At 39.4% G+C, this 20,710-nt stretch carries 20 protein-coding genes; 9 read left to right on the top strand and 11 right to left on the bottom strand.

Annotation, left to right across the window (positions count from 1 at the left end; translation table 11 throughout):
• The first annotated feature begins 27 nt into the window (after positions 1–27).
• Entirely contained in the window at positions 28–393 is a 366-nt protein-coding gene (locus ABJF57_RS20190) for a DUF3127 domain-containing protein (protein ID WP_462235029.1), read from the top strand.
• Here the strand turns inward: ABJF57_RS20190 and ABJF57_RS20185 are convergent.
• Entirely contained in the window at positions 390–647 is a 258-nt protein-coding gene (locus ABJF57_RS20185; protein ID WP_462235031.1) for a hypothetical protein, read from the bottom strand. The genes ABJF57_RS20190 and ABJF57_RS20185 overlap by 4 nt on opposite strands.
• Positions 648–733: 86 nt before the next feature.
• Between ABJF57_RS20185 and ABJF57_RS20180 the strand changes: the two genes are divergently transcribed.
• Positions 734–1,294 carry a DUF2911 domain-containing protein gene (locus ABJF57_RS20180; protein ID WP_462235032.1) on the top strand — a complete coding sequence of 187 codons (561 nt, stop codon included), beginning with the start codon at positions 734–736 and terminating at the stop codon, positions 1,292–1,294.
• Here ABJF57_RS20180 and ABJF57_RS20175 read toward each other — a convergent pair.
• A complete protein-coding gene (locus ABJF57_RS20175) occupies positions 1,281–1,724 on the bottom strand; it encodes a DUF302 domain-containing protein (RefSeq protein WP_462235034.1) in 444 nt (147 codons plus the stop codon). The genes ABJF57_RS20180 and ABJF57_RS20175 overlap by 14 nt on opposite strands.
• A 140-nt stretch (positions 1,725–1,864) precedes the next feature.
• Here ABJF57_RS20175 and ABJF57_RS20170 point away from each other — a divergent pair, with 140 nt between their 5' ends.
• Positions 1,865–3,802, top strand: coding sequence for a SpoIIE family protein phosphatase (locus ABJF57_RS20170; protein WP_462235036.1), 1,938 nt, complete (start codon positions 1,865–1,867; stop codon positions 3,800–3,802).
• A gap of 5 nt (positions 3,803–3,807) precedes the next feature.
• On the opposite strand, the gene ABJF57_RS20165 is transcribed toward ABJF57_RS20170, so the two are convergent.
• Genes ABJF57_RS20165 through ABJF57_RS20155 form a run of 3 tightly spaced genes read right to left on the bottom strand, consistent with a single transcriptional unit; the run spans position 3,808 to position 7,233 of the window.
• Entirely contained in the window at positions 3,808–4,047 is a 240-nt protein-coding gene (locus tag ABJF57_RS20165) for a hypothetical protein (protein ID WP_462235038.1), read from the bottom strand.
• Between the two features lie 7 nt (positions 4,048–4,054).
• Positions 4,055–5,302 carry a response regulator gene (locus ABJF57_RS20160; protein ID WP_462235039.1) on the bottom strand — a complete coding sequence of 416 codons (1,248 nt, stop codon included), beginning with the start codon at positions 5,300–5,302 and terminating at the stop codon, positions 4,055–4,057.
• A 29-nt stretch (positions 5,303–5,331) separates the two neighbouring features.
• Positions 5,332–7,233, bottom strand: coding sequence for a sensor histidine kinase (locus tag ABJF57_RS20155; RefSeq protein ID WP_462235041.1), 1,902 nt, complete (start codon positions 7,231–7,233; stop codon positions 5,332–5,334).
• A gap of 415 nt (positions 7,234–7,648) precedes the next feature.
• Between ABJF57_RS20155 and ABJF57_RS20150 the strand changes: the two genes are divergently transcribed.
• Genes ABJF57_RS20150 through ABJF57_RS20135 form a run of 4 tightly spaced genes read left to right on the top strand, consistent with a single transcriptional unit; the run spans position 7,649 to position 9,655 of the window.
• Positions 7,649–8,212 carry a SiaB family protein kinase gene (locus ABJF57_RS20150; protein ID WP_462235043.1) on the top strand — a complete coding sequence of 188 codons (564 nt, stop codon included), beginning with the start codon at positions 7,649–7,651 and terminating at the stop codon, positions 8,210–8,212.
• 36 nt (positions 8,213–8,248) lie between these two features.
• Positions 8,249–8,638, top strand: coding sequence for a DUF1987 domain-containing protein (locus ABJF57_RS20145; RefSeq protein WP_462235045.1), 390 nt, complete (start codon positions 8,249–8,251; stop codon positions 8,636–8,638).
• A 14-nt stretch (positions 8,639–8,652) separates the two neighbouring features.
• The gene (locus ABJF57_RS20140) at positions 8,653–9,156 is read left to right on the top strand and encodes a hypothetical protein (RefSeq protein WP_462235046.1); all 504 of its coding nucleotides are present in this window, start codon (positions 8,653–8,655) and stop codon (positions 9,154–9,156) included.
• A gap of 4 nt (positions 9,157–9,160) precedes the next feature.
• Positions 9,161–9,655: a thioesterase gene (locus ABJF57_RS20135; RefSeq protein WP_462235047.1), complete on the top strand. Its 495-nt coding sequence runs from the start codon at positions 9,161–9,163 to the stop codon at positions 9,653–9,655.
• Here ABJF57_RS20135 and ABJF57_RS20130 read toward each other — a convergent pair.
• From ABJF57_RS20130 to ABJF57_RS20105, 6 genes are all read right to left on the bottom strand, one after another.
• Positions 9,650–10,969, bottom strand: coding sequence for a YihY/virulence factor BrkB family protein (locus ABJF57_RS20130; protein ID WP_462235049.1), 1,320 nt, complete (start codon positions 10,967–10,969; stop codon positions 9,650–9,652). The two genes, ABJF57_RS20135 and ABJF57_RS20130, sit on opposite strands and share 6 nt — an antisense overlap.
• Before the next feature lie 172 nt (positions 10,970–11,141).
• Complete coding sequence (locus ABJF57_RS20125; protein WP_462235051.1) at positions 11,142–12,374, bottom strand: metallophosphoesterase; 1,233 nt, start codon at positions 12,372–12,374, stop codon at positions 11,142–11,144.
• Between the two features lie 158 nt (positions 12,375–12,532).
• Positions 12,533–16,033, bottom strand: a complete 3,501-nt coding sequence (locus ABJF57_RS20120; protein WP_462235052.1) for an efflux RND transporter permease subunit — start codon at positions 16,031–16,033, stop codon at positions 12,533–12,535.
• Between the two features lie 3 nt (positions 16,034–16,036).
• Positions 16,037–17,212, bottom strand: coding sequence for an efflux RND transporter periplasmic adaptor subunit (locus ABJF57_RS20115; protein ID WP_462235054.1), 1,176 nt, complete (start codon positions 17,210–17,212; stop codon positions 16,037–16,039).
• A 4-nt stretch (positions 17,213–17,216) separates the two neighbouring features.
• Complete coding sequence (locus ABJF57_RS20110; RefSeq protein ID WP_462235056.1) at positions 17,217–18,560, bottom strand: TolC family protein; 1,344 nt, start codon at positions 18,558–18,560, stop codon at positions 17,217–17,219.
• A 7-nt stretch (positions 18,561–18,567) separates the two neighbouring features.
• A complete protein-coding gene (locus ABJF57_RS20105) occupies positions 18,568–19,191 on the bottom strand; it encodes a TetR/AcrR family transcriptional regulator (RefSeq protein ID WP_462235058.1) in 624 nt (207 codons plus the stop codon).
• A gap of 156 nt (positions 19,192–19,347) precedes the next feature.
• Here ABJF57_RS20105 and ABJF57_RS20100 point away from each other — a divergent pair, with 156 nt between their 5' ends.
• A complete protein-coding gene (locus ABJF57_RS20100) occupies positions 19,348–20,136 on the top strand; it encodes an alpha/beta hydrolase (RefSeq protein ID WP_462235059.1) in 789 nt (262 codons plus the stop codon).
• A gap of 8 nt (positions 20,137–20,144) precedes the next feature.
• Positions 20,145–20,675, top strand: coding sequence for a TlpA family protein disulfide reductase (locus ABJF57_RS20095; RefSeq protein ID WP_462235061.1), 531 nt, complete (start codon positions 20,145–20,147; stop codon positions 20,673–20,675).
• Positions 20,676–20,710: the final 35 nt, after the last annotated feature.

Below are 20,710 nucleotides of genomic sequence, written 5' to 3'. Positions count from 1 at the left end.
TTTGTACAATAGTTTAGAAAAATTTACATGATAGTAGAAGGTAAGATCGTAGAGAAGTACGATACACAAACAATTAAAGATACTTTTAAAAAGCGGGAATTTGTACTTGAATATGCGGAGAACCCTCAGTATCCAGAGTTTATAAAGTTTGAACTTATTCAAAGCAACTGTGAGCAGCTGGATGACCTAAGCGCTGGCGATGATGTCACCGTTAATTTCAACCTAAAAGGAAGAAAGTGGACAGACCCTAAAGGTGAAGTAAAATACTTCAACAGTTTGCAGGCGTGGAGAATAGATAAGAAGTCTGGAGCAACTGAAGCTGCCCCCCCTCCACCTAGCACTCAAGAATGGGCGAAGGAGGACTTCTCACAAGATGATGATTTACCGTTCTAGCGCTTCTTTTTGAAAGTAACTGGGATGTACTCGTCAGTTGGCAATCCAATATGTGCCAGATTCCATCTCTGGTCATAGCCGTTTACTAATTGGCGAATACATTCAACACGGTCTTCCGTCGGGTATGGGCAATCATCCCATCGGAAAATCTCTACTCTGTATTGATATTGTTTCTTTATTCCATTTACACGAACTTCGACTTCTATGTCTTGTTCTTCATTAAGCTGAGGTATTTCAATGCCTATAATTCCCATATGATGAATAGTTTTTATATTCAACCGGCAAATAATATACCCAAATCTGTAACCTACTATTTCTCAGTGCGTTATCGTCTATCCTAATGAAAGCAGAATTTCAATTTCGGACATTTTTTCGTTCAAAATCAATCAGTAAGTCCATCTTGCTGATGAATGTTGCTATGCTGCTGAGTTGTTCTTCAGACCCTCAAAAGAGGCCTTCTCCGATCCGATCCGATAGTGCAACGGTGCATGGTATTGCCACCTATATCGAGTTTAGCAGTCCCGCAGTAAAGGGACGCAAAATCTTTGGTGATGGTCCCGACTATTTGGTGCCTCATGGCGAGATGTGGAGAACTGGAGCTAATAACGCTTCTTTCATTAATATCTCTGGGGATTTGGCCATAGACACTTTTCAGATTGATAGTGGGAGCTATTCAATCTTCACAATTCCTAATCAAGATCATTGGGTGGTAATTTTCAATAAAGAATGGGATCAATGGGGATCTTATGATTATAAAGACACATTGGATGCCTTTAGGCTAAAGATAATTCCCAAATATGCAGATCAAACGCAGGAGCGTATGCTATTCTATTTTGCCGATGACTCCCTAAAATTCAGATGGGATAAGGTAAGGTGGGCAATTCCCATTAACCGCCCTTAAGTGCTTCATTGACCACACGAATTTTGAGTCGTGACATACTAGATATGATGTCATCACACTCTTGAAGCATAAACCTTTTCTTCATTACTTTAGGATCAAAGAATCCAATGTATACATCTTCATGTTCCTCCCAAACCAAAATTTTCATGGGTAAATCAAGTGCGGTAGTTTGTCTGCAAGAGACCAATTCAATCATAAGATTAGGATCTTCAAACAAGATCATTCTGGTAGGCGGAATGTCTACACCATAGTCTTTTGCGACTTTATCGTGTGACACTGTTTCAAAATAAACCAGTTTTTTGTTCTTTATGATTTCGACCAATCGATCGACAGTCTCATCTACGGATTTAGGGCTCCGATAAATCGTAAGGTTTTGAGCATCAATACTAAATGCTAACAAAATCACTAGGGCGAATATGTGAAATCTCATTTGGTGGTGTTATTTGCACTGCTAAGATAATGCCTTGATGCAAGAAAGGAAATCTTAGCACTATTCACTTTCAAGCATATCTGATAGATTAGCAATGCGAAAAGATATATTTTTACTGAGATAATGTACAAACCCAACCTATGAACATATACGCCAAGCTTACAATTCTTTGCTTATTTTTCGTTCTATTCACCGCAGGTGTATTATCCTATTTTGCAGATCAAAAGGTAGAGCAAACGCTCAAAGAGGAGATTGTGGCTAGCATGACGCAACAGTCAAAAGGAATCAGCTCTGATATTGGAAGGTTCATGTTCTCGCGCCTTAATGATATCAGAATGGCTGCAAAGAATCCGTATTTTAAAAATATAAATACTGATCAAGAAGAATTAACCAGAAGGCTTCAAGAGCTTGAACAACTCAATAATCTTTACTATTCGTTTTCCTTGTTTAATACGGATAGAGTAAGGGTAGCAGATAGTAAGCGCATTTCCATTGGCAAACAACAGCCCAATGATTTGTTTTGGACTAAACTCCAGGAGGAAGGACAAGAGGCGGCTGTTGAGGTTTCTAAATCCGAATCAGTAGGGCGAGTAGTTATGCATTTTGCCAGTACGGTTAGCAACGCTAGTGGAAACGCTGATGTAGGGGTTCTTGTTGGTAGAATTCTAGTCGATGAGTTATTCAAAATTGTAGGCGAGTATTCTCTGAGTTCAGATACCTCTCGAAATTTAGACATTAACTTAATTGACAGCAAAGGGTTGGTTCTTTACTCCAACACTGATCCTGCAAATATTTTAACTTCTACATATTCCAATTACGAATTAATTTCTTCACTAAAAGAGCCTGGCGTCAACTTTCTGGAGACACAAGACGCACTATATTTCGTGACAAGCGAGACTAATTACCAATCGTTCACTGGCAATGATTGGACGCTTATTCTTAGCATCCCAAAGGATAAAGCTTTTGCTCCTTTGAGACAAATTAGAGAACAGATTTTATGGACTGTGCTACCGGTCTTAGTCCTTACCATCATATTGGCGCTGGTTGCCGCAAATATCTTTGTGAAGCCCATCGTGAAACTGAGTCAAGCAGCGGAGGAACTGAGTAAAGGCAATTTAGACATTGAACTACCCACGGGATCAAGGGATGAAATTGGCAAATTGGCCAAACAAATGACCCAAACATCTCAAAGTCTGATAGGTCAGATTGAAGAACAGCGACAAACGAACAAGCAGCTAATAGATCAGAAGACGCAAATCGAAATGCAGAAAAATCAGTTAGTTTCTGTCTCTTCTCAAATACGCGATAGTATTAGCTATGCAGAACGTATCCAACGCTCTACACTTCCACCGATAAGTACATTACAATCTGTTTTTCCGGACTCATTTGTTACCTATAAGCCTAAAGATATTATCGGGGGTGATTTTTATTGGTTTGAGCGAGTACGACGTGGAAATAACGAATATATGATTGTTGCTTGTGGAGATTGTACTGGTCATGGTGTCCCAGGAGCAATCATGTCCATTATGGGAAGTAATCAACTCACGAACATCATTTACTATCAAAACTATATTGACCCGAAAAAAATAATTTCTCGGTTAGACAAGGTTATCAAATTCGAACTCCAAAGAGAAACGGAAGAAGTTAACAGGGATGGAATGGAAATCGGAATTTGTGTGATTGATTTAGATACATTGAGAATGGAATATGCCGGAGCTGGAATCCCTTTAAGATTGATGAAGCACGGAAGTGAAGAACTCACAATATATAAGAGTCCGAGACAAATGGTAGGAGGAATTGATGGAGATGAACAAGAAGTATTTGCTCAACTCACGAAAGAGACTATTCAGTTAGATGTTAAAGATCGAATATTCCTATCCTCTGATGGTTTTCAAGATCAGTTTGGTGGTGCTCACGATAAAAAATTCATGTCTAAGAACTTCAATAAACTTATTGAAAAATCATCATCTGAATCCATCGAAGAGCAGAAGAAGACGATAGAAAAGACCTTCCGTGAATGGTCTAAAAACACCAGCCAAACGGATGACATCTGCGTACTAGGTTTTGAGGTGAAGTAAATGAATTAGTGTGCGGCTAAAAGCGATTCGTCAACTGTCATTTCATACAGTTCTGATAGTGCCACATTAAGAGATTCCATCAGTTCATCGTCAATTTCTATATCGGGATTGAGGTCTTCCATTTCTTTCAGCGTATAGCCTTTGCCTCGAATGTCATCTACACGCTTAAGGCATATCCTAGTCCATGATTGAGGACTGATATTTTCTGCACACCAATTCTTAAAACTACTAGCCTTTGTCGCCATCCAAATATTAGAGTTTAAAGCCTATGATCGATATATCATCATTTAAACTTGAACCTGACTTCCATGTCTGTAAAGTATTCATCAGAAATTGACGCTGCTCGTTCATAGATTTACCTTGTATTGACTTAAGCATCTCTTCAAATTTCTCATAAGAGAACTGTGCCCCATCTTCATTCATTTGATTATAATACCCGTTTGAGTACATGTAATAAGAGGCATCTGGTTCAATTGAAATTTTGTCAGCGATCGCATCTTCAAAGTGATCGCCTTCATCACCTTTAAGAAAGGTAGATTTAGCTCCATTGAATACAATCATATCCTGATTGATCCCGCTAAATTGAAGTGTCTCTGCATTATGGTCAAAAACAGCAACTGATACTTTAAGGTCACATTGCAATTCGTCAGAACCCGCTGCATCGAGCTCATACTTCAACTCATTGATTATCTCCCCTGAATGAAAGATTTTTCGATCGTGCGTAAGGTAGTTTAGAACCGAGTCTGCAATGAGTGTTTTTAGTGAGCCTACAATACCTTTTCCATCAAACTCAATCAGCGCAACTACTGTATAGTCTTCAGATCTAAAATTCAGTCTTGTGGTCCATACAAACTCCTCGCTGAACAGGTATTTGGTTTCGAATATTACGAAATGATCCTTGAACTGCCTGCTCAAATAGCGATCGTTTGGAAGCATGGATTGCTGAAGCAATCCTGCATACCTGATACTATCAATGAGTCGCTTGTTTATTTTGTTTAATTCTTGCGTACGAGCTTGTACCCTATTTTCCAGCTCTACATTGCTGTCCTCAAGCTCTTTGATATGTTCTTCGCTTTCCGCTGCTTGCTGATAAGTATCAATGGCTCTTTCAAGCACTCCTTTCATTTCATCAAAGTTCCATGGCTTGGTGATGTACTTGAAAATACCACATCTATTGATACCATCCTTAATTGCTTCGATATCGGTAAAACCCGTCAAAATGATTTTAATAACATCAGGATGATCTGGAAGGATTTTTTCTAGAAACTGTGTACCTGTCATCTCCGGCATACGCTGATCTGTTACGATCACTTGAATGTCTTCCTGATTAAGGATATCAATTGCCTCTATTGGATTTGTTGAGGTGTGAACATTGAAGAACTTTCTAAAGTTGGCTTTAAATACCCTTAGGTTCGTTGCCTCATCATCTACATATAGCAAAGAAAATTTCTTCTTTTTTACTGGATTGTCTATCTGTTGCTGGTCATGAATCTCTTCCATCCTCACTTAAAATCTAATGTTGTTAATGATTAATTGCTCTCCGCTACTTCTTTATCTTCTTTCTTCTTAATTGGGGTAATTTTCTTCGGCAAAGTAATTACAAATTCTGTTCCTTTCCCTACCTCACTTGACAGGTCAATTTTTCCACCATGTTTTTCAATGATTCCATAAGTAATGGACATCCCTAATCCTGTTCCTACACCAACTTCTTTGGTAGTAAAGAAAGGCTCCCATATTCTGTTTTTAAGTTCTTCAGGAATACCTACTCCATTATCCTTAATTCTTACATATACTTCATTATCTGCTTCTTCCGTGTAGATGGTTATCTCTGCATCCTTCTTCTCCTCAGGCATGGCTTGTACAGCATTGTTAAGAATATTCATGAAAACCTGATTAAGCTGCCCCGGATAGCATTCGATATCATGCATACTTTCTTCGTAGTGCTTCGTAATTTCGATCTTGCCTTTTGTCTTATTTCTAAGCAGTGTAAGCGTGGCATCAATGTTTTCATTAACATTCGCATTCTTAGCCTCTTCTTCATCCAGGCGAGAGAATACTCGGAGACCTTTCACAATTTCTATTGTTCTCGTCACACCATAGTTAATGTCATTTATTAAGTCATCCAGCTCATCCACAATCTCATCGTACTCATGCTCTTCTTTCAATTCCTTCACAGACTCTATCACTTCTTCCGCATTGTCCCCATCATCTATTCGGGTATACTCTTCTGCAATCTCACGCATCGCCTCAATGGACATTTTAAGTGAAACCATACCACTTGAAATGAAGTTAATCGGATTGTTAATCTCGTGAGCAATACCTGCAGTAAGTTGCCCTAGAGACGCCATCTTTTCTGAATGTACCAGTTGGGACTGAGCACCCTTCAGGGAGTTAAGTGCATTGGAAAGTTCCTCTTTAGATTTCTGTTCGTTCTCAAGTAGGGACTGTAATTTTTTCTCTGCCAGGAATAGTTTCTCATTATCCTGCAATTGCTTATCCGCCAACTCCCTAATTTCAACTTCAGAGTTTTGAAGTTTCTTATAGGCTAAGTTCAATTCATCCTGAGCAGATATCAATCGCTCGTTAATCTTGATTTGCTCTTCAGAAGATTTCAGCAACTTAGACTCTGACTCTTCCAATTTGAGGTTCTTCTCTTCAAGTTCTTTCCTCGAAAGGAATAGTTTCTTGTTAATGAGTTTTTGCTTCTGAAAGTTGATCTTGAGTTGTTGCTCAGATTTTTTCACTTTAATGAATGCCTTATTCGCAGACAGGTAGTTATCACTAGCCAATTTTACAAGCGGCCTAAAGATGAAGAAGCCTTGCACCAAAAAGATGCCTATGAAAATAGAAAAACCTACATATTCTGCAAGACCCAGGCTTGTCCCTCGATTCTGTGCTCTGTCTACAAAATAGATGGTAATGTTATCGGCCGCTGTATCATACCTTCTAATGGTTCGTACAAGGGCTTCGAATGATCTTTGCAAGGATTTGAAGTTTACATCGGACTTGTTCGTCGTAAACTTAACATCAAGAATATTTGATGTATTTGAGTTGATATCAAAAAATAAGAATTTAATATCCTCTTGAAGTGCTAAATATTCATCTGTTTGTGAAGGCTGCGAAAGATTCAAATCTGCATCTCCATTCAGTAATGCCTGATGACCCTTTTGCCATTGTGGATACACTCTCCTCAATTCATTTCTGAAAAAATCAAAATTTCCCTGGCTCTCAGCATACCTCATTCCCATTGCAGTCTTAACAATTTGCTGACCTAATGTCGCTTGACTGGCAGATACCTGAACAACTTTAGGATCCTGATTGAATGAATTGGTAATTTCTTTCTGCAAGACAAAGACGTAATAGGCTACCGCACCTATCAAGACCAATGCAGTCAGAATGTAGACATTGGCATATAAATCCTTCTTTAACATACCTTAGACGTAGTTGGTTAAAATCTCATAACTAGTTAATCTCATGCTTACCTCAAGAATAAAAAAAATCCTATTAGCAAGACCCTCAAATCTAGGCTAAAAATACAATTATTGGAAATATCACATTTTTATACCGATTTCCCGTTAGTATGCGCTAGCAATAATACCTACACATATTTCGGCATTCACCTCCTGTACTAAGGTAGTAAAGAAAACCCTAATTTGCTTTTTAGTATTGCTTTAACCTTTTTAAGTCTAAGACATAGCATAATTTAGCAATCAGAATTATTGAGGGTTGGAATGCTGGCGACCTTAATCGATTGATAATCACCACTAAGTTTTAGGTGCTTAAACATTTGGTTTAATTAGTCATAAGTTCTTACTTTTCCAGCCCAAAGAATATTACCCTTATTATATGGATTATCTGAGGAGTTATAAAAACATTTATGATCAAAACATTATTCTAATGTTCAAGGGTGAGCTAACCTTTGATTTGGTAACCGCCATGATAGGGACGTTGGAGGAAAGACTGGAAGAGTTGGAGGAGAACAGGAAAGTGAAAAAGAAGTTTTATAATGTAGCTACGGAGTGCATTCAAAATCTCTACTATCACCTAGATGAGATTAATGCAGATGACATGAAGGTGAGCAGTTACGATTCGAACTCGGCGCTTATCATGATAGCCGCCAGGAAACGTTTTTATAGCCTTCAAACAGGCAATTATATTCCTGCAGGAAAGACAAAAGAAATTCAAAAGAGACTTGATGACATCAATGCAGTAGATGCTGATGAATTAAGAGCGTTATATAAGAAAGTACTTGCAGAGCAGGAGTTTTCAGATAAAGGGACAGGAGGGCTTGGATTTATAGATATCGCAAGGAAAACTGGTGGGCAGAAGCTTCGCTATAAGTTTCAGCCCGTAACAGATAAAGTGAGTTACTTCACTTTTCAAATTAGATTACCACGAATTGAAGGATAGTACCAAAAGATTAACTTACAAACCGTAGAGAGATTTATGGAAAAAGTATTCATCGAACCAACACGCACCACCCCTCTGATCAATTTTGATCCGGATGAGGGAGTACTGGAAATGAAAGGGCGCTCCAGCCCTGAAAACTCAATTCAGTTTTATCAGCGGGTATTGGACAACCTTGATGAATACGCTGTTTCTGGTGGTACTGAGTTTATAGCAAATATTGCATTCGAATATTTCAACACAAGTTCCTCTAAGTGCTTATTTGATGTATTCAAACGTCTAAGTAGAATTGAAGATAGTGGAAGAAAAATTACGATTAATTGGTACTATGAAGAGGGTGATGATGATATGATGGAGGCTGGAGAAGACTACAGTGACTTACTTGATTTAGATTTTAACTTCTTTGAAATTGAAGAAGACGATTTGTGATTGCTAACAGTTAAATGGAGAAAAACCACGAGCTTTATTACGATGAGGTAGATAGTCTCAGGAAATTCCGAGCCAAAATTGAGACTCATGCGATCTACAAGGAAGACTTAGATTCCTTTTCTGATGAATACGAAGAGCTTGTAGCCCAAGCAAAAGTAATAACCCGCGTATCTGACCGCCTACAGAAAAAACTTGACAATGCCAATCTTCAGATTAGGGAGCAGAACGAAGAAATTAAGGATAAGAATGTTCAACTTGGAGAAACTGTTGATCAACTAGCAAAAGCAAAGGTAGGAAGGCGAGCCTCAACTATCCTTTTTACGGTTGCAGTTATTCTTTTCATGTTGGAACAGCTTCTGCTCGAGCCAATCATAGAAACGTACTTTGAAACTAAGTACATAAGTATTGGGATATTAGGTCTTCTTTTCATTCTTGTTAAATTTTCGGAAGGCGCGATGGAATCATTCTTTATGAATCGGGAGAAGAACAAGATTCTTCAAAAGGAAGAAAAGAAATAGCCTGATGGAGTTGAACTCAAAACAGCAAAAACTTGCCGATCAGGTAACAAGCGGATTTAAGTTCCCACTCTATTTAATGAAGAGTCTCCCCATGGGCTGGATTGCTGGACTAAGGGTGCGAGAGCTTACTAAGGACAAGTGTACTACTTCTGTTCCATTCAAAAACTTGAATAAGAATCCATTTAAATCAATCTATTTTGCCGTACAAAGTATGGCAGCAGAGCTTTCAACGGCTTCACCTTGCCTGCTTGCCATAACGGGTCAAAAACCTTCTGTAGCATTCATCATTGTTGATCTAAAGGCGAATTTTACAAAAAAAGCGACCGATCGTGTATTCTTTACTTGCGAGGATGGCGCCAAGGCTTTTCAAGCAGTAGAAAAGTGCATAGAAACAGGCGAAGCTACCTCGGAGACCTTCAAGACTGTAGGCAAAATGAAAGATGGAACGATTGTATCTGAGTTTGAATTCACCTGGTCATTCAAGCAGCGTAAATCATAAGTCTTTGATCAGCACGTTGCTGTCACTTTCCTTCCATTTATTTCGTATTTCCTCTAGCGCTTTCTCTATATTTTGAAATGCTTTTGATTTTCTCGGATCAAAGTCTCGCATTCCTTCAGATTCATATTTGGTCAATACAGCATGGAGATCCATCTTATTTATGTCAAAGCTTGGCTGGTATGCCGTGTCATCTCCATCAACCCGAGTGATCAATTTTGATTTTTCCAATTCGTAACAAATATCCACTACATATCTCCTAGGTATGTTCACACTTGCTGCCAGATCGTTTAAAGAAAATGGCCCCTCTCCCATTTCAAAGTTCTTGACCACTCGATATAAAAGAAGTAGCATGAGTTTTCGTCTGTGGGTTAAACTAATCCTTAGCTTCTCTGAATTCATTTCCCACTGATCTATGTACTGGACACCGTAGCATATTTCTGCACCAAACAGTACGATAAGCCAACTGATTTGCAACCAAATGAGGAATAACGGAAGAAATGCTATGCTTCCATAGATTGCATCATACCTAGCAAATGCAAACTGCAACGAAATAAAAGCTTGCTGATTCAGCTGATACAGGGTACCTGCAACAATCCCTGCAAACAATGCTGGCCAAAATCTAACTCTGGTGTTGGGGAAAATCAGGTATAGACCAAAAAGCAAAAACCAGAGAATGGTATACGGCAGGAGCTTAAGTAGAAAAACAATTCCAGAACGGAGTTGTCCCAAAAATTCAATACTGGTGATGAATTCTTGTATGGTGTCTTTTACGAATATCGTCGCACTGCTGGCAACGATGAGGAGTACAGGTCCAAGCAAAATAACAGCTACATAGTCAGAAATTTTTCGCTCCCACCTTCTATTTTTCTTAATATCCCACATGTCATTGAAAGCTGCCTCAATGTTCATCAATAGTCTGATAACCGTGAAGATCAAAAAGACAATGGAAATACCGGTTACGATACCACCACTGGAGCCACTCAGCATTTTATCAGCAAATGGCAGCACATTTTCAAGGACAGCTTCCTGTCCGCTGAAGTATTTGGCAAGTTCTTTTTCCATCAGCCCCCTGACACCAAACGCATTAGCTATTGCTACAACCATAGCAATCACGGGCACCAATGACAACATAGAGAAATATGTCAATGCTGAAGCTTTCTCCGCGCATTTGTCATGAAGAAATTCCTTGATAGCAATGACCCACACTCGAATAAAACCAAAAAATATTCGCTTTCTTTTAGGGAGGGATTTAAGTCGTATCCTCCATAAATCGACTTCTATAAATTGCCGTATCTGATTCAGTTTTTTTGTCATGGCATAGATTAAGGCGAAAAGATAAGAAGGAAAATTAACCTTTCAGCGGAATTACTACTAAACAAAAAAAGAGGGACTTGCGTCCCTCTTTCACCTAATCACCTGTAAAATCACCTATTGTCGTATGACATGAAGATGTATTAATAACACTCGATGAATTCACATCCCTTATCTAAGATCTTTTGAGTTCCAAAATCGTGATTTCCGGAAGAATACCGATTCGACCTGGGTACCCGATGAAACCATAGCCACGATTTACATACAATGATTGATTTCCCTCTTGATAAAGGTCCGCCCACTGTTTATACCTGTATTGCACTGGACTCCATCGGAAGTTGCCTATTTCCACACCAAATTGCATCCCATGTGTATGCCCAGAAAGAGTCAGATCAATGTCTTTATGCTCTGGTTTGATTTGAGCATCCCAATGACTTGGGTCATGCGATAAGAGAATTTTATATGCTTGCTCTTCTGTCCCCTGAATCGTCTTGCTTAAATCTCCGTACTTGGCAAATCTGCCAGTACCCCAATTCTCACATCCGAGAATAGCTATTTCTTCACCATCTACTTTCAAGGTGCGATTCTCGTTGAGCAGCAGGTCATATCCCATATAACCGTGCATTTCATGAATATTTTGAATGTCCTTTTGCTTTGCTGCGGGAGAAGCCCAACTGCTATAATCACCGTAATCGTGATTGCCCATCACTGAAAACACACCCAGTGGAGCTCCAACCTTCTTAAAAATATCGAGGTAATCTTTAGCCTCTTCACTTTTATTGTTGACCAGGTCTCCAGTAAAAAAGGCAAGGTCGGGTTTTTGCTCGTTCAAAAGATCAACACCTCCGGCAACCGCTGTTTTATTGAAGAAACTACCTGTATGTATATCTGATATTTGTGCAATCCTAATACCATCAAAAGCCTTGGGTAAATTCGGTGAATGGACAACTCTTTTTCTCACTCGGTAGTCGTGAGCGCCAGAAATGATGCCAAAAGACATAGTGGCCACTGGTATGGCTCCAGCAATGAGAGCAGACTTATGCATGAAATCTGATCTGGATGTAGAATGTTTTTCCTCGACAAATGGAAACAAATTAACCAACCAGGTCACACCTCTTCTGATATCTTCTAGCATCAAGAAAACGGTCGAAAACAGCTTACCTATGAAAAGAACAAAAAAGAAGGTTGTAATATAAAGTCGAAGATTGCCTAGCTGCTTCGGGTCAATCTGGCGATACAACAAGACTCCCGTAAGTGAAACCAAGCTGATCACCCAATAACCGATTAGCGTGGCTCTTCTCCACACAGGGTTCATCCCCTCAGTAATGGAACGCAGTGCAATGAACACATAAACGTCGATTATCAGGTATATCGATACAATAAAAACAACGAAATATATACGACTCATATGCAAAAAAAATCCCCCCGGAAATCCGAGGGGAATACTATTAACTTAAACCTAACCGACGATATATTCTCTAAGAGAATAACTATTTTCTGTCCCTACTATTAACGTAAAATCAGCAATAAAGGTTAAGTGGAATACTAAATTTATCATGCTAAAAATCATGCTGTTTCAACTTGCCCAATACTCCTAGCCTCTTTTCTGCTATGAAACCAATACTTCATTCGATACACAATGGTGAAAAGAACCGGAACAATGATGAGCGTAAGGAATGTGGCTACAATCAATCCAAAAATCACCGTCCAAGCAAGTGGACCCCAGAAAATCACATTGTCTCCTCCTAGGAAAATATTCGGATTGAATTCTGTCACCAAAGTGTAGAAATCAATATTCAAACCTATGGCCAAAGGAATGAGCCCTAGCACCGTGGTTATCGCTGTTAGAATAACGGGTCTTAATCTAGCTTTCCCTCCTTTGATTACAATGTCTCTGGCTTCATCCTTGGACAAATAGTCATCTTTCTCCATGTCTCTCTTCTCCTTCTCTCTATCTATCAGGAGTTGAGTATAATCCAGCAGTACTACCCCATTATTTACCACAATACCAGCAAGCGAAATAATCCCCATCATGGTCATCATAATTACGAAAGACCATCCTGTAATAATTAGTCCGTAGAATACACCAATGAATGATAGGAAGATAGCTATCATAATGATCAATGGCTTTGAAACGCCTCCAAATTGGAATACAAGTATTAAGGCGATCAAACCCAGACCTGAGAAAAAAGCGCCAACCAAGAAAATCATCTGCTTATTCTGCTCTTCAATTTGTCCCGTATAATCGATTTTCACTCCCTCTGGCAATCCATCAAACTCTTGCATTTCCTCCTGAATTTCAGCCACAATAGCTGCTGCATCGGTAAAGCCAGGTTTTAGTCCAGAATAGACAAGAACCACTCGCTTATTGGACTTGTGCTTAATGGCACTAAAGGAAGACGTGTTTTTCTGAGAAGCTACTGCTGAGACAGGTATCTCCTTAATGGTACCACTTGACTGATCTCTGAAGATGATATTCTGATTGAAAAGTGCACTTTTATTGTATCGAAGATCTTCATTGAATCGAACATTGATGTCGTAATCTTCGCCATCCACCTTATAGACTCCAGCCTTTTCTCCAAAAAGAGATCTCCTTAGCTGGCTTCCAACCTGCCCAACAGACACTCCAAGCTCTCCTGCTTTTTCCCTATCTACGGATACTTCCATCGCTGGCTTGCCCTTATTTACATCGATCTTCAGTTCTTCGATTCCACCAATATTTTTGGAATTGATGAAATTCCTCATTTGCTCCGCAACACCTATCAGCTCATCATAATCACTCCCTTCTATCTCAATGTTAATTGGATATCCTGCGGGAGGTCCATTGGCATCTTTTTCCACCGAAATGGATACCCCTGGATAGATACCCTCCAATGCTTCCTGCACTTTCAGCCTTAATTGTTCCGTATCTTTTCCTCTTCGGTACTTAAATTCCCTCATCGAACTGGTAATCTTTGCTCTGTGGGGCATTTCCGCTGATGAACCACCATCTGTTTGCGGATTTCCTGCGCCCTCACCAACTTGTGATACCGAGGATTCCACTAAGTAATTGGAATCACCATCCATGTATTCAGGATCGTTAATGACTCCATAAACTCGCTGCTCAATTTCCTTAGTGATTTGATTCGTTTTCTCAATAGCTGTCCCCTGAGGATACTCGATATAGACAATGATCTGATTGGGAATGTTATCAGGAAAGAATTCAATTTTTGTCCGCTGTGCTCCAACCGACATTCCAAAGAACATGAAAGCAGAAATCAGAATAAGAAAAGTAATACTGAAATACCAGTATACATTATTGCCTCTTACCGCATGTTTTAGTCTTCTCTCATACCAATTTTCAAACCTGACAAGTGTTTTCTTCTGAAATCCATTGGCCGCCTTTTTGATCACATACTTGTAAAGCCAAAACATGATGACGGTAAAAATCATAACGGTACCCAGCGCCTTCATTGCTCCTCCCACGATCAAGATGAACGTACCGAAACCTCCAAGAATAATCGTAAGCCTAATCAACTGCTTCCGTGTAAGTTCCTTATCTCCAACTTCCATGAATTTGGAAACAAGCATAGAGTTCATGAAGATGGCAACAAACAGGGACGATCCCAGTACCACAGAAAGCGTTATTGGGAAGTAGATCATGAATTGACCAAATAGCCCCGGCCAGAGACCCAATGGAACGAATGCTGCAACTGTAGTAGCAGTCGAAATAATGATCGGATAGGCTATCTCGGCAATTCCTCGTTTGGCAGCCTGGGTTCTCGAAAGCCCTTCTGTCTCCATCAACCGATATACATTTTCAACTACCACAATGCCATTGTCCACCAACATTCCTAGCCCCATGATCATACCAAACAAGATCATGGTATTCAAGGTGTATCCCATGGTATTCAGAATGGCGAACGACATGAACATCGACATTGGTATAGCAAAACCAACGAATAAGGCATTTCTGAATCCAAGGAAGAACATGAGTACTGACACAACCAAGATGATTCCGAAGATGATATTGTTTACCAGGTCATTTACTTGATTGAGCGTTCGCGCAGAAGAGTCATTGGAAATCGTAACTTCCAAATCTTGAGGAAAGAGATCTTCCTGCGCATTTTTCACGATCCTTTTTGCACCATTCACCGCATTGATCATGTTTTTTCCCGAGCGTTTTTTCACATCCAGCATCACCACATTGTGCCCAAATTCACGAGCGAAAGTGGTGCTACTTTCTTCTTTGAAACTAACCTCTGCAACGTCTTTTAGATAAACCGGTGAGTTATTTTCCGACTTAACAACAAAGTTTTCCAAATCCTGAGGCGATTCTATTTCACCAAGTACTCTGATCGTTCTTCGTTGTCCTCCAGATTTAATGTTACCCGCAGACATGGTCATGTTGCCATTGCTGACCGTTTGAAGCACATCACTAAAGCTGACTTTAGCTGCCATCATTTTGTATACATCTACAGCAATTTCAACCTCTTTTTCCTGAGCACCTCTTATATCTACTCCCTTTATTTCTGGCAGATCTTCGATTTCGTCTTCTAAGTACTCGCCAAACTCTTTCAATTTCCCTACCGGATAATCACCGGAGATGTTGATGTTCATGATTGGCATCTCCTCCGATAGCGTAAGGTCAAAAACATTGGGTTCTACTTTGGCACTATTGAAAAGTGGCCAATCCTCCCCTGCTTTCTTACCGTCAACTTTATCCTTTACTTTCTGCTTTGCGGACTCAACGGTTATTTCTTCATCAAACTCAACCGTAATAATGGAATAGTCTTCCTGAGACGTTGAAGTGATTTCTACAACGTTGCTTACATTTTTCAGCTCGTCTTCAAGCGGGTCTGTAATCAGGCGCTCAATATCCTCTGCCGTGTTTCCCGGAAATGGCGTGCTTATATAGATTTTCGTTTCCTTGATTTCAGGAAAATCTTCTCTTGGCATAGCTTGATACGAAGAGAATCCGATGTAAAGGAAGATGGCAATCATCACGTAGATAACTGACGGGTTGTCAATGGCCCACGACGATAATTTAAATTCCTTATCTACTTTTTTCTTGTTAGAATCTGCCATTTTTTAGTCGTTTAGAATCTTAACTTGTTGGCCGTCTTTTACACTTCTGGCTCCTTCAAGAATGATGTTTTCGTTCGAATTGATTCCTGAGAGGATTTCCACTTTTCCATCTTGGGTTTTGCCTGTTGTGATGATGGCGCGTTGTGCAGTTGCTGTCTTATCACCTTGTACTCCCCTCACTACGTACACATATTGCTCTCCCTCGGCATTTTCAGAAATGACGCTTTGTGGTATTAAAACAGCCTGCTCACTGTAGTAATCGTTGATTTTTACTTTAGCCGTAAGGTTAGGCTTGATCATCCCGTTCTGATTTGGAACAGGGATCCTTACAGTAAATGATCGGTTGTTTGGATTGATATAGTTTCCAGTTTCTTTCACTTTAGCATCCAAAGATTTACCCAGAATAGGGAAAAACACCTTCACGTCTTTACCTAGTAATACACTGGTGATGTATGACTCTGGCACCAACACCTCGATGTACATGTTTGACAGGTTAACTATGCGAAAAATCTCAGATCCTGGACCTGGGCTAACGACCGTTCCTTGATCTTTTATCACGTCATCTATGATTCCGGAGAAAGGAGCTCTTACATAAAACTTTTCAAGCTGGCGTTGCATCTGATCTACCGCATTCTTTTGAGCTTCGTAATTTGTTTTTGATTGCAAGTACTGAATCTCGCTACCAATCTTCTGATCCCACAATCTTTGTTGACGCTCGAATGTGGTCTTTGCAAGCTCAAGCTGAGTCTTCATTTGAATCAGTTGACTTTCCAGTCCACCATTGTCAATTGTTCCCAGCAACTGTCCTTTCTTTACTCGTTGGCTTTCCTGAACATGCACTCTTAACAGCGTGCCCGCAGCCTCAGGATATATCAACAAGTTTTGCTTTGTGGTGACGTCACCTTGTAACTCTACAAAGTGATAAAACTCTTCCACTTTGGTCTGTAATGTCGTTACCAGCGGGAGGTTAGCGTTTTCTGTATTTGCCGCAATGGCCGAATCTAAAAGAGCCATCTGGCCTTCCAATTCTTTATGCTGAGCCGAGAGTTCTTTTTTCTTAGCTCGAATGTTTTCCATGTTTCCTTCAGCAAGTATTGAGCTGATGGTTGATTCATTGCCACCGCACGCAACGATTGTAAGTACGATGAATAGTGTTAGTATGTGATTGATCTTTTGCATGATCTTAGTTGTTATAAAGAGTTCCTAATGCTTTCTTAAGTTCGATTTGTGAGGTTATCGCTTGATAAAGCGAATTCAGGTAATTGGTTTGAGATTCTTTTAATGAAGCATCGGCATTGATTACCTCAATGTTTGATCCCACACCTTCCTGGTATTTAATTTTTGAAATGTCGTAAACTTCTTGAGCCAGTTCCACATTTTGTTGCTGCACATCTAAGGTTTCTAAGAGACTGCTGAGACTTATTTGTGATTGCTCAATCTCGAGATCTATGTTTTTCTTCGTAAAAGCCATCTGGTTTTCAATCTGCTTTACTTGAAGTTTATTTTGCTGAATCTTATTGCTTTTTAAGAATCCGTCAAAGATTGGTATGGAAGCTGTAATCCCTACGACTCCATTGTCCAGCCATCTTCTTGAAACAAACAAATCACCTCCACTGGAAGCGGCCGTATTCCAACCGTATCCAAGCCGTGCATTCAATTTTGGCAGGTACTGTACCTTGTTGTTTTTCATATCCAGGTACGCAAGGTTTTTATTGGTTTCTAGCTGCGAAAATTCAATTCGCTGATTGTAATCGAAATTTGCCAGCGGGGTAGCAGGAATGGTAACTTCAACCTCTTCCAGAACCTCAGAAAGCTCAATGGGTTGATTTAAATCCATCCCCATTTGAAATTTGAGAAGCTTGCGGCTTATGTCTTTCAACTGCTTAGACCTACTGTATTCTACTTTTAAATTATTGTAGTTGACTCGTATCCTATCTACGTCAATTTTCTCAGCAAAGCCTGCCTCGTACATTTCACCGGTCTCTCTTAGAAGCGTATCTAGCCTTGATATATTCCTCTCCAAAAGCTTAAGTTGCTCCTCGGTGATTAATGCATTGTAGTATGCCTTGCTTACCGCTTCTACCACATCAATTTGAGATTTGATGTGTTCCTTAACCGAAAGCTCCCTGTAAGTTTTGGCGGCCTGTAAGCCTACAAAGTAGGATCCGTCAAATAGCAATTGCTCAACAGATAGCCCAATGTTTCCATCGTAATTCTGAGCAAATGAAACTTCTTGCTCTGTTCCAACTGGCACGCTTGGATCAAATGTGCTAATATCAATCAGGCTTCTTTGAGGTTCAAAATTATAGTTCAAGCCTCCATTGACTTTCGCCTGCGGTAAACCCATTGAAATGGTCTTCCTGACCTCAGCTTCTGCAATCTCTTTATCAAACTGCTTAATCTTCAGCTGCTCATTATTGCCCAACGCATAGTCGATGCAATCCTGCAGGGAAAGGTTGGCCTTATCCTGCGATAGCACTCCCGAAGAAGTGCTAATAATTATTAATAGTAGTAATATGCTTCTCATATTAGTATTAGAGTATGTGATTAGTAGATTCCATATTTATGTATTCTTCGTATTTCTCTCTTCCTTTATCAGTAAGTAAGCCGTGAACAAAATGATCAAGTATTTGTAACTGGACAGTAGGGAAGTCAAACTCGCCTCTTGGAAAAATCTTGGTGTTGAAAACCAGCTGCACCCCTTCTACTCTAAGGATTGATAAGACTTTCGCATCAAGCGCTTTTCTAAAAAATCCTTCCTTTTTCCCGCGTTCTATGTTTCGCTCTATGTGCCCCCTGATCGTAGAATGTTTAAACTCAAGGTATTTATCCCACGCTCGCCCATGATATTTCTGCATATCATAAAGCAGTGATGGATTCATTCGAAAGACATGTTTTCTCAGGCATTGGGACACCAACAATATCTCATGAATGGAATCACTGGATTGATTGAATATTTCCTCGAATTCTTTTGTCTCCTTCTCGAAATGATTCATTGCAACTTCAAAGACTAATCCATCCTTATTATCGAAATATTGATATAAAGTTTTTTTAGACATAGATGCTTCTCTGGCAACATCGTCCATGGTAACACTTCGTATCCCATACTGGATGAAGAGCTCCTCAGCACTACTCAATATTTTTTCCTTTGCTTCCAAATCTTTCTATTACACTACAAATCCAGATAAAAACCATGGAAACTTTCAGCAAGCTAAAAGTTTCCTTCGTGCAAAAGAACGCACTGTATATTTATTTGTTACTGTTTTCTGAGGTTTTTTTTCCTTACTGGAATATTTAGAGCATTTTTCAGCAGAATGAGGTGTATCCAAATAGGAAGTGGACATTTATATTATTCCAAACATGCTGGTGGCAATAAAATATTATTGGCCTTTCATGGTTTTGGACAGGACAATGAAATTTTTAGCGATTGGATTGAAGTTCTTGACAAAGAGTATACCGTATATGCCTTTGACCTATTTCATCATGGAAAAAGCATCAGAGACAATAAGAAGCTTACAAAAAATGAATGGACTCACTACATCCAAACCTTCATTACTCAGGAAAACATTCAAGAATTTTCACTGGTTGGATTCAGTCTTGGAGGAAGATTCGCGATATCTACAGCGTTAGCTTATCCCAAGCATACAAAGGAATTAATCTTGATTGCGCCAGATGGAATATTTCTTAGTCTTTGGTTTAGACTCGCAACCAACCCCGTTTTCAAGTGGGTTTTCAGATACTTCATGTTTCACCCAAACAGATTGGATAGGTTAGTTACATTCAATGATAAGTACGGTTTAGTTAGTCCTTATCTTGGTGATTTTGTGCGTAAAGAAATGAATACCATTGAAAGTCGAAAGCGTGTTTACTTATCATGGAATCACTTTAAATCTTTGGGCTATTCAAAGAAGCAACTTAGCATGCTTTTCAATAGGCATGCTTTTGGCAGAAGAATTATACTTGGAAGCAAAGATCACATCATACATCCAACTCAAATTTTACCTCTAATTGAAAAAATGGGGGATTTTAGTGTTGACATCTTACCAATGAAGCATCATCAACTCATAAAAACTGAAGTTGCTAAATTGATTGCCAATAAATAACTCCCAAAATGCGATACAACATATTTCTTATCATATTCCTCTTGCCAGTTTTCAGCTTTTCACAGCCAACAGCAGAACAAATGCGGCAGGTTGAGGAAGCCAAAAAGGAAGTAAGAAGAATGAAAGGAAGCAAATTCCCCGAATTTGAACTCACCACTATTGATGGAAAAACTTATACCAATAAGGATTTCGAAGGAAAAGTATTGGTCGTCAATTTTTGGTTTTCGAGTTGCAAGCCATGCATTGTCGAAATGCCCGAAATGAATGAGTTGGTAGAAGAATATAAAAATGAGGAAATCGTATTCTTAGCTCCTACGTTCGACGATGAAGAGCGAGTACGTAAGTTTCTGACCAGACGAGATTTTGATTATGAGATTGTTGCAGACGTTAAGGATTTCTGTTTGGCGTTAAACGTAAGGTCGTACCCCACCCACTTTGTTATTAATCGTGAAGGCATTATTGAAAGGGTTATAATTGGCTACTATTTTGGCACAATGAAAGCTTTACGAAAATCTGTAAGGAAATTGTTGAAATCCTAGTAAGCCAAAGCATACAAAAAGGTTAATTTTGCGGA

The organism is Ekhidna sp. (assembly GCF_039940915.1).
Lineage (GTDB): Bacteria > Bacteroidota > Bacteroidia > Cytophagales > Cyclobacteriaceae > Ekhidna.
Note: the sequence above shows the minus strand (reverse complement) of the source record. Positions and strands in the feature narration are given on the sequence as shown.